Source organism: Streptomyces sp. NBC_00104 (genome assembly GCF_045160825.1).
GTDB lineage: Bacteria > Actinomycetota > Actinomycetes > Streptomycetales > Streptomycetaceae > Streptomyces.
Genome location: NZ_CP108215.1, coordinates 5111849 through 5124550, shown reverse-complemented (window position 1 = coordinate 5124550; position 12702 = coordinate 5111849). Strand labels below are relative to the sequence as shown.

At 70.8% G+C, this 12702-nt stretch carries 12 protein-coding genes; 7 read left to right on the top strand and 5 right to left on the bottom strand.

Translation table 11 applies throughout. From position 1 onward, the window contains the following. The first annotated feature begins 6 nt into the window (after positions 1 to 6). The 3 genes from OG272_RS22475 (at position 7) to OG272_RS22465 (ending at position 2198) form a co-directional block, all read left to right on the top strand. Entirely contained in the window at positions 7 to 372 is a 366-nt protein-coding gene (locus OG272_RS22475) for an antibiotic biosynthesis monooxygenase family protein (protein ID WP_327729097.1), read from the top strand. A 28-nt stretch (positions 373 to 400) separates the two neighbouring features. Further along, positions 401 to 859: a nuclear transport factor 2 family protein gene (locus OG272_RS22470; RefSeq protein ID WP_326581972.1), complete on the top strand. Its 459-nt coding sequence runs from the start codon at positions 401 to 403 to the stop codon at positions 857 to 859. 175 nt (positions 860 to 1034) lie between these two features. Next, positions 1035 to 2198: a GDSL-type esterase/lipase family protein gene (locus OG272_RS22465; RefSeq protein ID WP_327729099.1), complete on the top strand. Its 1164-nt coding sequence runs from the start codon at positions 1035 to 1037 to the stop codon at positions 2196 to 2198. Here OG272_RS22465 and OG272_RS22460 read toward each other — a convergent pair. The 4 genes from OG272_RS22460 to OG272_RS22445 form a co-directional block, all read right to left on the bottom strand. Then, positions 2195 to 2575: a helix-turn-helix domain-containing protein gene (locus tag OG272_RS22460; RefSeq protein WP_326581974.1), complete on the bottom strand. Its 381-nt coding sequence runs from the start codon at positions 2573 to 2575 to the stop codon at positions 2195 to 2197. The two genes, OG272_RS22465 and OG272_RS22460, sit on opposite strands and share 4 nt — an antisense overlap. A gap of 77 nt (positions 2576 to 2652) precedes the next feature. Continuing rightward, on the bottom strand, positions 2653 to 4359 hold the full coding sequence (locus OG272_RS22455) for a transporter (protein ID WP_405894623.1): 1707 nt from the start codon (positions 4357 to 4359) through the stop codon (positions 2653 to 2655). Next, positions 4356 to 5171, bottom strand: coding sequence for an ABC transporter ATP-binding protein (locus OG272_RS22450; protein ID WP_405896056.1), 816 nt, complete (start codon positions 5169 to 5171; stop codon positions 4356 to 4358). The genes OG272_RS22455 and OG272_RS22450 overlap by 4 nt, the downstream gene beginning before the upstream one ends. Before the next feature lie 89 nt (positions 5172 to 5260). Continuing rightward, positions 5261 to 5944 (bottom strand): bifunctional DNA primase/polymerase, encoded by a 684-nt coding sequence (locus OG272_RS22445; RefSeq protein WP_327729102.1) that lies wholly within the window; start codon positions 5942 to 5944, stop codon positions 5261 to 5263. A gap of 362 nt (positions 5945 to 6306) precedes the next feature. Here OG272_RS22445 and OG272_RS22440 point away from each other — a divergent pair, with 362 nt between their 5' ends. Together OG272_RS22440 and OG272_RS22435 are read left to right on the top strand one after the other, a co-directional pair. Next, the gene (locus OG272_RS22440) at positions 6307 to 7689 is read left to right on the top strand and encodes a transcriptional regulator (protein WP_326581977.1); all 1383 of its coding nucleotides are present in this window, start codon (positions 6307 to 6309) and stop codon (positions 7687 to 7689) included. Between the two features lie 156 nt (positions 7690 to 7845). Next, the gene (locus tag OG272_RS22435) at positions 7846 to 9561 is read left to right on the top strand and encodes a hypothetical protein (protein ID WP_405894621.1); all 1716 of its coding nucleotides are present in this window, start codon (positions 7846 to 7848) and stop codon (positions 9559 to 9561) included. Between the two features lie 156 nt (positions 9562 to 9717). Here the strand turns inward: OG272_RS22435 and OG272_RS22430 are convergent, their stop codons facing one another. Further along, a complete protein-coding gene (locus tag OG272_RS22430) occupies positions 9718 to 11022 on the bottom strand; it encodes an ABC transporter substrate-binding protein (protein ID WP_327729105.1) in 1305 nt (434 codons plus the stop codon). Between the two features lie 128 nt (positions 11023 to 11150). Between OG272_RS22430 and OG272_RS22425 the strand changes: the two genes are divergently transcribed. After that, a complete protein-coding gene (locus OG272_RS22425; RefSeq protein WP_326581980.1) occupies positions 11151 to 11651 on the top strand; it encodes an SCO4402 family protein in 501 nt (166 codons plus the stop codon). Between the two features lie 104 nt (positions 11652 to 11755). Next, a complete protein-coding gene (gene purU / locus OG272_RS22420) occupies positions 11756 to 12637 on the top strand; it encodes a formyltetrahydrofolate deformylase (RefSeq protein WP_326581981.1) in 882 nt (293 codons plus the stop codon). Positions 12638 to 12702 lie beyond the last annotated feature (65 nt).

The following is a 12702-nucleotide window of genomic DNA, read 5'->3' as shown; positions in this document are numbered from 1 at the left end:
GGAGAGGTGGACAAGGAAAGCATCTTCGTACGCGTACGGTTCGATGTCCGAGAAGAACGGCACGAAGAATTCGAGAAGTTGGTGGTCGCGCTGCGCCAGCAGGCCGACGACGAGCCCGGCACCAGAAGCTACCGGTGGTTCTCGGCCGAGGACGGCAGCTATCTGGTGATCGAGGAATACGCCGACTCCGCGGCGGCCATGGCGCACATGGAGCGTGCGGCGGCACTGCTGGAACGGTTGACGGAATGCGCGGCAGTCGGGGCCGTGGAACTCCACGGGCCGATCGGGTCCGAGCTTCGGGAATGGGTGGGGTCGAATCCGCAGCCGACCACGTTCACGGACTTCCCCGGCCGCCAGAGCACCGAAGACTGAGACAAACGCATCAAAGAGGAGATAAGTAATGCTCAAATTGGTCGACAGTAATGATCATCGAGCCGTTCGCAACCTGAACAACATCGTGGACCTTCACGAAGTGATGATCAACCAACGGCGGCCCGCGGAAGCCGTGGCGCAGTTCCTGGACCCGGGTTACATCCAGCACGACCCGCTCCTCACCACTGGTGCGGAAGGCTTGTCGAGTTTCTTCGACAACGTCCTCAAGGACCGCCCGCACGCTCGTTGGGTGGGTCATCGCGTCATCGCGGTGGATGACTACGTGTGGATTCACTCGAATTTCCTCAACCTCTTCAACGACGATCCGGACGACACGGGGATCGCCGGCGCGGACATTTTCAAGATGAACGCCGACGGCAAGGCGATCGAGCACTGGGAGGTCCTGCAGATCGTAGGCACTCCGGAAAACTCGGCGCCCTGGTTTGCGCCGGACCTCCCGGCTGCCAACACGAACGGGCTCTTCTGAGTTCCAAGCGAGTTCAAGGTGAGTCCCAAGTGAATTCCCAGTGATTTCGAATTGAGTCAAAAAGCGGCCCGCCCTGCACGGTCATCGACCACAGCACCATGGTCTCGTGCAGGGCGGTCCGTATCTCGCGGTCGCGCTGCCACAGCGCGCGCGGCACGCCACGAATGGAGCTTCCATGGCCGCTTCGTCCGCCAACTGGATCGCCACCCACCGATCCGCCGTCATCAATCCCCATAAGGACTTCACACTCTTCGAACTTCGCGGATTCGCCGACCAGACCGTACGCCAGCCGCTGCGCATCGCCGGCGGAGGTGAGGCCCTGCGCATACGCCTCAGCAACCGTTACGGAAAGGAGCCGCTGGAGATCGCCGGCGCACACCTCGCCAGGCGCACCGAAGCAAGCGCCATCGTCCCGGCGAGCGACACCGTGCTGCGCTTCGCGGGCGCCGGCACCGTCACGATCGGCGTGGGAGACGAGGTCGTCAGTGACCCCGTCGAGCAGAAGGTGAGCGCGGGGGAAGAACTCGTCCTCAGCCTCTATCTCCCGCACGACACGGGCCTGACCACCTACTCGGCGGTCCCCTACGACATCGGGTACGCGGTCCCCGGCAACCAGCTCACCGCCCCGTCCTTCACGGCCGCCGAGGAGCTCACGACCGGGCACTTCCTCACCGGCGTCGACGTTCTCGCCCCGGAAGGCACCGCCATCGCCGTGGCCTTCGGGGACTCCTGGATCGAAGGCTTCGCCACCACGCCCGGAGCCGACAACAGCTTCCCCGCTCAGCTCGGCCGTCGTCTCCCCCGCGGCTGGATCGTCAACCAGGGCATCTCAGGCAACCGGCTCCTCACCGACGGCATCGGCGAACACCTCCTGGCCCGTCTCGACCACGATGTGCTCGACGTGCCCGGCGTCAGCCACGTCCTCATCCACATCGGCCTCAACGACCTGGGCGTGCCAGGCACCCAGTCCTTCCCCGAACCCCCGGTCCTGCCGGACCTCGACGACCTCGTCGCCGGGTACGCAACACTCGCCGACCGCCTCCACGCTGCCGGCCTCGTCGCCGTCGCAGCCACACTCGGCCCCTACGAGGGAACGGTGTACGACGGTGCCGACACCCCGGCCGGTCAGGCCCTGCGCCACCGGATCAACGACTGGCTGCTCGGCCCCGACCAGCCCTTCGACGCCGTCCTCGACATCGCCGCCGCGGTCGCCGACCCGGAGCGACCCCGGCGGATCCGCGAGGAGTACGACAGCGGTGACGGTCTCCACGTCAACGACGCCGGCGCGAAAGCCATCGCCGACGCCGTCGACCTGTCCATGCTGCGGCTCGGTGATTAGCCCACGAACTCGTCCGCGGAGCGGGCGTCGTGGGCCTTGCGCAAGGACAGGACCTCGTCCACGTGTTCCGCGGCCCACGTGTTGATCGGCTCCATGACGGGCCGCAGGGAGTGGCCCAGCGAGGTCAGTTCGTACTCCACGCGGGGCGGGACCTCGGCGAAGACCGTCCGGGTGACGAGGCCGTCGCGTTCCATCCCCCGCAGTGTGTGGGTGAGGACCTTGGGCGTCACGTGGTGAAGCAGTTCGCGCAGTTCGCTGAACCGCTTGGGGCCGTCGCCCAGGTTCAGCACGATCAGCACCGACCACTTGTCACCGATGCGGTCGAGCACCAGCCGGGGCGGGCAGCAGATGTCCGAGTTGTTGGCAGCAGCCTTCATATCCGAAGGGTACTTAAGGATCGTTGAAGTAGACAGTATCCCATGGATACCTTCTCGGTGACGGCGCGTGTGCGGCACTACCCCTTGCTCACCGCCGTGAGGATCTCCGGCAGTCGCCCGGCCGTGCGGGGTGCTGCCAGCCGCAGGCCCAGTTCCGCGAGCCCCGCCCCGTACGCCGTTCCCACCGGTAGCAGCAGCCACGTCCAGGAGTCGCCGTCCGCCGAGACGTGCAGCCAGATGGTGAGGCCGATGACCGGGAGGCAGAGGAGGGCGGCGGCGATCATGCCGCCGAAGACGGAGAGCCAGGCGAGGCCGGCCTGGCCGGGGGCGACGTTCTTGTAGCCCTCCTGGGGGATGGAGTAGGGGAAGCGGGCGGAGGTCCAGGCGCCGGTCGCCAGCATCGCGCCGAGGAGGGCGAAGGAGAGACCGAGGGCTTCGGGGAGGGCGGGCCAGTCGCCGAGGAGCGCGGTGGTCAGGACGGTGACGAACGTGGCGTACGGCAGGGTGATGACCAGCAACGCCAGGGCCCGGCCGCGCAGTTCGACGTACGCGTCCCGGGTGGACGAGATCGTCATCGCGACCATCCAGAACGCCGACGTGTCCTGTCCGAACTGGTTGTACATCAGGACTCCGAGCATCCCCGCCGCGAAGCAGGCGAAGTAGATCGAGCCGGTGCCCTGCACGGCGTTGAAGACGGGCACGATCAGGCCGATGGCGAGCGAGGTCACCCACGCCGCCTTCGTCTTCGGGTCCCGCCCGATGTAGCGCAGACTGCGTTCCATGATCGTACCGGTGCGGCCGGCGGGGAGCAGTCGGCTCAGGCCGGTGGACCGCGTCCGGGTCCGCGCCCGGCCCGTCTCGACGGCCTGGAGCGTCGAGCCGTCCGGGGAGGTCATCAGCCGGGTGAGCGTCCGTGCCCACAGACGCAGCAGTACGGTCAACGCGAGGGCCGACAGGGCCAGTTGGGCGGCCCCGACCCCGTAGGAGCCCTCGCTCGTCGCCCGCACCGCACCGATCGCGGAGGACGGCGGGATCCAGCTCAACACATCCGCCACCGGCTCCAGTTGGCCGAGTCCGGCCGTGCCGAGGCGCTGAACCACGAAGTTGACGACCTGGAGGCCGATCGCGATCACGAGGCCGCTGAGGACGGCGAGGTCGCGGCCCCGACGGCTGGTCAGGAGGCGGATGTTGGCGGCGGCCACGGCTCGGGCGAGCGCGACGCAGCAGAGCAGCGCGAGGGGGACGGCGAACACGGCGGTGACGTACGCGGCCGGGCCGTGCGCCACCGCGACGACCGATCCGAGGAGCACGCACAGGGTGAACAGCGGGCCGATGCCCACGAGCGAGGCCGCGAGCAGTGCCCGTGCGAGCGGGCGCGGGCGCAGCGGCAGCATCACCAGCCGGGTCGGGTCCAGCGTCTCGTCGCCGCTGGGGAAGAACAGCGGCAGCACCGCCCACCCGAGCGCCAGCAGGGCCACCAGCGGCACGGTCACGGCCGCCGCGTGCTCGTCGCCGCGCAACGCGATCAGCCCGATCAGCTGAAGCGCCGCGAACAGCAGCACGAGGACGACGGAGAAGACATACGCGGCCCGCCGCCCGGCCGACTGCCGCAGTCCGTTGCGCAGCAGCGACAGCTTCAGCCGTACGACGACGGAGGTCACCGACGCGGCACCCGTCGAGCCCGTCGAGCCCGTCGTGCCCGCTGAGCCCGTCGTGCCCGCTGAGCCCGTCGTGCCCGCTGAGCCCGCTGAGCCCGTAGTGCCCGCTGCGCCCGTCGTGTTCATCGGCCGCCCGCCCCGCCGCCGAGCCAGTCCAGATCCGAGCCGGTGTCCCGGTCGCCCGCGCCCACCAGCTCCAGGAACGCCCTCTGCAGCGAGGGCGCGTCCCCCCGTACGTCGGCGAGGGGGCCGTGGGCGCGGATGCGGCCGGCGACCATGACGGCCACCCAGTCGCAGAGGGACTCCACCAGCTCCATCACGTGGGAGGAGAAGACGACGGTGGCGCCGGAGGCGGTGTACCGCTCCAGGACGCCCCGGATGGTCTGCGCGGAGACGGGGTCCACGCCCTCGAACGGCTCGTCCAGGAAGAGGACTTCGGGGTTGTGGAGGAGCGCCGCGGCGAGGCCGATCTTCTTGCGCATGCCCGTCGAGTAGTCGACGACGAGCTTGTGCTGGGCGCCCGCGAGATCGAGGACGTCCAGCAGCTGGGTGGCCCGCTTGTCGACCTCGGCGCCGGGCAGTCCACGCAACCGGCCGGTGTAGGCGAGGAGTTCACGCCCGGTGAGGCGTTCGAAGAGCCGCAGCCCCTCCGGCAGGACGCCGATGCGGGCCTTCACCTCGACCGGGTCCCGCCACACGTCGTGCCCGACGACCTCCACCGAGCCCTGGTCGGGGCGGAGCAGTCCGGTGACCATCGACAGGGTGGTGGTCTTCCCGGCCCCGTTCGGCCCGACCAGCCCGATGAACCGCCCGGCGGGCAGTTCCAGATCGATCCCGGCGACGGCGGCCTGGGCCCCGAACCGCTTCCAGAGCCCCTGGACACGAACAGCTGCAGCACCACTCACACCGGCCGCCCTTTCGGGTAGACAGCGCCCCAGGTCTCTGTCTTCAGGGGCGCGGGGAACCGCGCGAACAACCACGACTCACCCGTAGCCGCGAAACCGATCCGCAGTCCCCACCCGGAGTGTTACCGACGCCCGTCCCTGCCGCACGCATAGGCGAGCGGCGAGATCAGTTCCTCGGCATCCGGCAGCCACCGGTTCGCCGGCGTGGGCCGCCGAGCCCACTGCACGGCCCCCCGCGACCCGTACCGCGTCGGCGGAGCCGCGACGTACTCGCCCTCACCCAACGCCTTGAGGTCCAGCACGAGCGGCGACCAGCCCAGCTTCCGTACGAGGTCGGGGACCTTGACGGAGGCGCCGGGCAGCACGAAGAAGTGCATCCGGCGATCCGGCGTCCAGGTCACCGGGCCGAGGGTCAGCTCCATGCGTTCCATACGGGCCAGCGCCAGCAGGCCGGCGGTCTCGGGCACGTCGATCGTGTCGAACGTACGGCCGGTCGGCAGCAGGATCGACGCGGTGGACTGCTTCGACCACAGACGGCGCGCGACGGTCGCACTGCCTGTCGCCTGGGTCGCCCAGTCCTCGCGCGCCGGGTGCGCGCCGGGGGTGGCGCACGCCGTGTTGCCGCAGGAGCACTGCTGCATCCCGTCGACGGCTTCCAGCCAGGTACCGGGGAACACGTCCCAGTGGCGTTCTTCGGTGTATCGAACGGCGGTGTCCAGCAGCGATTCACCACGCTGCTTCGGGATTTGGGCAGCTTCAGGGCCCGCGATGGTCTCTTCCACGATGAACACAACTCTAGCGGTCATCAGGGGTTACGGAAGTCACATGCGCGGGGGAGAGCATCGTCAACGGGGCCGGGGCGCATGGGTGCATGGCCGGGGGCGCGCGGGAGGGATCACGGAGTGAGCCGGGTAGCCACGTGTGGGGTACAGCATCCGTGTTTACCCCGGCAATCCTGGTATGTCTCGCATCTTCGGTATGTCGGCGGGGCATTGATCTTCGAGGCCGGATCTTTTCGATATGTGGGTACGCGTTTTCGGTACGCGTGTTCGGTGTGTGGGTGCCGTGCGCATCGGCGGCGCGGGACCACGTGTGCGAAGAGAGCGGGCCGCTGAAGACACGTCAACTCGGTGCGTGGGCACGGCACCACAGCCACAGGGGGTACGCCATGGCCGCAAGGCCGCTCGTCGCCAGGCAGCCGAACGAACGACTGCAGGCGCTCATCCAGGAAGCGGGCTGCTCCAACGCGGGGCTGGCCCGTCGGGTCAACATGTGCGGCGCGGAGCACGGTCTCGATCTCCGCTACGACAAGACGTCCGTCGCGCGCTGGCTGCGCGGACAGCAGCCACGGGGCCGGGCGCCCGCGATCATCGCCGAGGCCCTCGGCCGCAAGCTGGGCCGTACGGTCACGATCGACGAGATCGGCATGGCCAACGGCAAGAACCTCGCGTCCGGCGTCGGCCTCCAGTTCTCGCCGACGGTACTGGGAGCCATCGAGCAGGTCTGCGAGCTGTGGCGCAGCGACGTGGGGCGGCGGGACTTCCTCTCCGGGTCGTCCGTCGCCGCCTCCGCGCTCGTCGAGCCCAGCCGCGACTGGCTGATCTCCGCCCCGGACTCCCAGGTGGCCCGCTCGGCGGGACCCCGGGTGGGGCTCGCCGACGTGGCGGCCGTGCGCGCGATGACGCAGGCGCTCGTCGACCTCGACCACCAGTACGGCAGCGGGCATGTACGGCCGGTCGTCGTGCACTACCTCAACAGTGTCGTCTCGGGGCTGCTGGCCGGCTCCTACCGGGAGGCCGTGGGGCGGGAGTTGTTCGCCGCGGTCGCCCGGCTGACCGAGCTCGCCGGGTACATGGCCGTCGACACCGGGCAGCCCGGGCTCGCCCAGCGGTACTACATCCAGGCGCTCCGCCTCGCCCAGGCCGCGGGCGACCGCGCCTACGGCGGATACGTCCTCGCCGCGTCCATGAGCCATCTCGCCGCGCAGCTCGGAAACCCGCGGGAGATCGCGCAGTTGGCGCGCGCCGCGCAGGAAGGGGCGCGGGGGCGGTCCACGCCGCGGGCGGAGTCGATGTTCCACGCGGCGGAGGCGCGGGGGCACGCGCTGATGGGAGACGCGCGCGCCGCGCAGGCGGCGGCGGGGCGGGCCGTGGAGGCGCTGGAGGCGGCGGACCCCTTGTCCGGGGACGACCCGGCGTGGATCAAGCACTTCGACGAGGCCTATCTGGCCGACGAGTTGGCGCACTGCCACCGGGATCTCGGGCAGGCGGAGGCGGCGGCCCGACGGGCCGAGGAGTCGTTGGCCAAGCATCCGGAGTCGCGGGCCCGGCGGCGGGCGATCGGGTATGTGCTCCTCGCCACGGCGCAGGTGCAGCAACGAGAGGTGGAACAGGCCTGCCATACGGGGCTGAAGGCCGTGGAACTGCTCGGGTCGCTCCGGTCGAATCGGGGGGCCGAGTACCTGGAGGACTTCCAGCAGCGGTTGGAGCCGTTCAGGGAGGAGGCGGTGGTCAGGGAGTTCGGGGCGCGGATGGATCTTCAGGCCGCGTAGCGCTCACGCGGCGGAGCCGCAGGACGAGGCAGCACCGCGCCCCCCCCGGGGAGGGGCCTGGCCCCTTACTCGGGGTGCGGGTGGTGCGTGGGCGGTCACCGGGACCCGGTAGCGTGAGTCGACGATTCCGCAAGTCCCCCATTCGTAGGAGTCTCGGTGACGCAGAGTGGACAGGGCGAGGAGCCCTCGGCGCGGACCGCGCGCGAAGGCATCGTGCTGCCCTCGGACGGTGGGGCGCCGCTCCATCCGAGCGATCTGCCGCCGGCCCCGCTGCCGCCGGCCCCGGTCCAGCCGTGGGACCAGCAGCGGCAGTGGAGCTCCGAGGGGGGCGCGGCGCCCGCCCAGCCGCCGTCCGACCCCTGGAACAGCGCGCAGCCCGCGCCGGAGTGGGGTGGCCAGGGGGCGCAGGACGCGTACGGCGCTCAGGGCGGATACGACGTCCAGGGGGGCCAGACGGAGTACGGCGTCCAGGGGGGCCGGACCGAGTACGGCGCTCAGGGCGGGTACGGCACCCAGGGCGGGATGCCGTTGCCGCCCGAGGGCGCGCAGGGGCCGTCGTACGGCAGCGAGGGGTACGGCGGGGCGGGATCGGGCGCGCCGCTGCCGCCGGCCGCGGGTGAGGTGGCCCTGCCGGCCGCCGCGCCGCCCCAGCCGCCGCAGAGTGCGCCGCTGCCCCCCGTGGACGAGGGGGCCACCCAGTACATCCCTTACGTACCGTCGGCCGGGGCCGCGCCGGTGGACGAAGGGGCGACGCAGTACATACCGCCGGTCGTCGCGGAGGCGCCGGTCGGGGAGGCCGCCACGCAGTTCCTTCCCCCGGTCGGGCCGGGCGCGCTGCCGCCGGAGGCGTCGGCCGAGGCGACGACGTATCTGGGGCGGGTGCCGGACCACGGCGCGGGGCCCCTGCCGCCCACCGCGCACCCCGCACGGCCGACGCACGCGGCGCCCGCCGGGAACCCGGACGCGGAGCCCACGCAGTACATACCGCCGGTACCCGCGCAGCCCCAGCCGTACGGCGCGCCGGGGCCGCGGCAGGCGCGCCAGCAGCCGGACGTGTTCGACAGTCTCTTCCGCGACGAGCCCGGGGCCGGGGGCGCCGCCGGGGCCACGCAGCAGATGCCGAAGATCGACCACGCCCATCCCGCGCCGCCGCAGGGCCCCGGTGCGCCCGGCGGCCATGGCGGCCATGGCGGCCATGGTGGGCGGGCCTCCGCGAGACGGGAGAGCGGGGGCGGAGGGAGTGGCCGTACGAGATCGCGGGTGCCGCTCATCGCGCTCGTCGGCGTGGGGATCGCCGTGCTCGGGATCGGGGCGGGTGCCCTGATGGCCGGGTCGGGGGACAAGGGGACGCAGAGCGACAACAAGCCCGTGTCGGCGAGCGGGGCGCCCGAGGAGTCGGCGTCGTCGTCGGCGGACCCGGCGAAGGAGCAGGCGGTCGCGCTGGACAAGCTGCTCGCGGACAGCGGCAACAGCCGGAACAGCGTGATCAAGGCGGTCGCCAACATCAGGAGCTGCACCAATCTGGGCCAGGCCGCCACCGACCTGCGGGACGCGGCGAAGCAGCGCAACGACCTGGTCACCCGGCTCGGCGAGCTGTCCGTCGACAAGCTGCCGAACCACCAGGCCCTGACCACCTCGCTCACCAAGGCCTGGCAGGCCTCCGCCTCCGCCGACAACCACTACGCCGCGTGGGCCGACCAGGCCGCCGGGAAGAAGGGCTGCAAGAAGGGCCAGGCCCGCGCCACCGGCCAGACCCAGGCCGGCAACCAGGCCAGCGCCACCGCCAGCGCCGAGAAGGCCAAGGCCGCCGAACTCTGGAACACGATCGCCACCACCTACGCCCTGACCGAACGGCAGGCGGTCCAGCTGTAGCGGTCCGCGACCGGACGCTCGCGACCGGACGCTCGCGACCGGTCGATCGCGGCCGGGCCCGCGCCGACGAGATCGGGCCCGAAGAGGCGAGGATGACCAGGGGGCCACCACCCGGCTCGGATGCGCTCCCGGTCGCGCCCGGTCCCTTCCGGTCGCTCAGCTGTCCGCTTCCACCAGCGTCTTCTCGACATTCACGAACCCCCGTCGCGCCGCGACCAGTTGGCCCTTGCGGACGACCTGGAAGGTGACTTCGGGGTTGATCAGGCGGGGGAAGCCGGCGGAGGCGATGAGGTCTTCGAAGCGCCAGCTGAGGGGTGGGGTCAGGCCGCCCGTGGTGACCTTCAGGCCGTCGTCGAGGACTCGGCGGATCGCCTGGGAGGTCACCTCGCCGTCGCCGAGCGCCTCGATGGCGGCCGTCAGGACGGTGTACGCGATCCACGTGGTCTGCACACCCGGGTCCGCCGGGTCGATCCGGTTGTCGTCGAAGGCGTGCTCCTGGATCACCTTCTTCATCCGGTCCCACCGCTTGTCGGTCTCCACCGGGTACCAGCCGGTGACGTACGCCCCCTCGTACGGTCCCGACCTGCCACCGGTCGCGTCGAGCACCGTCTGGTCGACGCTGCCGAGGACGGTCCCGGTGCGGACGCCCGGATAGTCGCCGCGGTCCCGGCGGAAGGAGTCCATGAAGGTGAAGGTGCGGTCGCCCAGCGCGGGGACGACGCATCCCTTCGCGGCCGGGTCGGTGCCGGCCCGCCGCAGCGCCTCCCGGGCGTGCCCCCCGTACTCGGTCGCGTCCTCGGCGGCCAGCTGGTCCTCGGACTTGTCGTGCCCCCCGGACCGCAGCCCCGAGTCCAGCAGCAGCGGCAGCTGGTCGCCCGCTATCGAGTCGGGGCGTACGAGGGCGACCGGGCCGCAGGCCTTGGCGAGCTGTTCGCCGAGGCCTGCCATGAGGGAGGCCTGGCCGCCGTTGACCGGGTAGGACAGGGCGCTGGCGAACTCGTCGTCGGTGACGCCGTAGCCGCCGATGTACGGGATGCCCGCCGACTCCAGCGGGGCGAGGAAGGAACGGCCGTGCTGGCTGTACGACCCGACGACCGCGACGACGTTCTCGTCGGCGGCGCGGCGGGCGCACTTCGCGGCCGTCACGGTCTGGTTGCGGTCGTTGCAGGTGAGGATCTTCAGCTCGTGGCCGTTGATGCCGCCGTTGGCGTTGACCCAGCGGGCGTACGCCTTGGCCATGGCGGGCATGCCGGGCTTGTTCGTCGCGGCCGTCTTCTCCGGGGCCCAGGTCATGACGGTGACGGAGCCGTCCCCGGAGCCCCCCGTGGTCCCGGGGATGGCCCCGCACCCGGCGACGAGTGACGCGCACGCCGCCAGCGTGGTGGCCCTGACCAGGCGTTTGGCGAGCCCTTGGAGTCGGTCTGCGGGGAGGGGGGTCCGTCGTGCCCGGAAGCCAGTCATGGCTCCGCACGATTCCGCCACATCACCAACCCGGGCGTGACGGGTGGTCAACGCGAGGTGACCGGGAGGTGAATTGCGAAGAGCTACGATCGTATTTTCGCGTGGTTTCAGAGAGGAACGCACGATCCATGACCGTCCAAGGTCCGGAGACCCCTTCCCGTCGCGGGCGTCGCTCATCCACCATGGGCGGCATGCCACTGAACGACATGCCGTGGTGGCGCTGGCGCAGCAATGTGCGCTCCGCGCTGCACATGCTCTCCGACCCCGCGTTCCAGCAGAACGTCTGGCTGGCCGGTGTCGACGGGTACGGGGACGTCACCGACGCCGTGTACCGCCTGGTCGAGGACACCTGGCTGGACAACTGGTCCGCCGAGAAGTACGTGGGCACGATCTTCCGTGACGCCCAGGAGGCGGCCCTCGTCGACAGCGCCGTGCTGCGCGTGCTGCGGATCATGCACCAGGTCGGCCCGGACGCGCCCGTCTCCGCGTACCTCGACCACGACGCCTGGCCCGAGGCCGTCCGCGCCGCCCGCGAGGCTCACGTACGCCTCTCGGTGAGCGACGGGGAGGACCCGGACACACCGCCGCGCACCCTCGAGGTGCTGCGGATCATGACCAGGGCGGCGTAGGCGGGGGTCCGGCGGGCGGGTGTGCGGATGTGGCGGGTGGATGCGGGGGTCCGGTCTTCGGGACGATTGCCGACATGGGTACGCCATATGGGACCCTGTCGGGCATGAACGAGCAGTCCACCCGAGCCGCGGCGCCCGCCGACCAGTACGTCCTCACCCTCGCCTGCCCGGACAAGCAGGGCATCGTGCACGCCGTGTCGAGCTACCTGTTCATGACCGGCTGCAACATCGAGGACAGCCAGCAGTTCGGCGACCACGACACGGGTCTGTTCTTCATGCGCGTCCACTTCTCGGCGGAGGCGCCGGTGAGCGTGGAGAAGCTGCGGGCCAGCTTCGCGGCGATCGGTGACTCCTTCCAGATGGACTGGCAGATCAACCGGGCCGACGAGAAGATGCGCATCGTCCTGATGGTCAGCAAGTTCGGCCACTGCCTGAACGACCTGCTCTTCCGGGCGAGCATCGGGGCGCTGCCGGTGGAGATCGCGGCCGTGGTCTCCAACCACACCGACTTCGCCGAGCTGGTGGGGTCGTACGACATCCCCTTCCACCACATCCCGGTGACCAAGGAGACCAAGGCCGAGGCCGAGGCGCGGGTGCTGGAGATCGTGCGCGAGGAGAACGTCGAGCTGGTCGTTCTGGCCCGCTACATGCAGGTCCTCTCCGACGACCTCTGCAAGCAGCTCAACGGCCGCATCATCAACATCCACCACTCCTTCCTGCCGAGCTTCAAGGGCGCGAAGCCGTACCACCAGGCCCACGCGCGCGGTGTGAAGCTGATCGGGGCGACGGCGCACTATGTCACCGCCGACCTCGACGAGGGGCCGATCATCGAGCAGGAGGTCGAGCGGGTGGGGCACGGGGTGACGCCCGAGGGGCTCGTCGCGGTCGGGCGGGACGTGGAGTGCCAGGCGCTGGCGCGGGCCGTGAAGTGGCATGCGGAGCGGCGGATCCTGATGAACGGGCGCCGGACGGTCGTCTTCGCGTAGGGGCTTCACGTAGGGGCTTCGCCGGGCTGGGGCGCCTGATGGCTCGGGGGCGTCTGCTGTAGGGC

Coding starts and splice junctions, on each gene's coding strand:
- OG272_RS22445 (WP_327729102.1), bottom strand. CDS start 5,944: ATGACCGCTAGAGTTGTGTTCATCGTGGAAGAGACCATCGCGGGCCCT.
- purU (WP_326581981.1), top strand. CDS start 11,756: ATGAACGAGCAGTCCACCCGAGCCGCGGCGCCCGCCGACCAGTACGTC.
- OG272_RS22440 (WP_326581977.1), top strand. CDS start 6,307: ATGGCCGCAAGGCCGCTCGTCGCCAGGCAGCCGAACGAACGACTGCAG.
- OG272_RS22460 (WP_326581974.1), bottom strand. CDS start 2,575: ATGAAGGCTGCTGCCAACAACTCGGACATCTGCTGCCCGCCCCGGCTG.
- OG272_RS22470 (WP_326581972.1), top strand. CDS start 401: ATGCTCAAATTGGTCGACAGTAATGATCATCGAGCCGTTCGCAACCTG.
- OG272_RS22465 (WP_327729099.1), top strand. CDS start 1,035: ATGGCCGCTTCGTCCGCCAACTGGATCGCCACCCACCGATCCGCCGTC.
- OG272_RS22455 (WP_405894623.1), bottom strand. CDS start 4,359: ATGAACACGACGGGCGCAGCGGGCACTACGGGCTCAGCGGGCTCAGCG.
- OG272_RS22430 (WP_327729105.1), bottom strand. CDS start 11,022: ATGACTGGCTTCCGGGCACGACGGACCCCCCTCCCCGCAGACCGACTC.
- OG272_RS22425 (WP_326581980.1), top strand. CDS start 11,151: ATGACCGTCCAAGGTCCGGAGACCCCTTCCCGTCGCGGGCGTCGCTCA.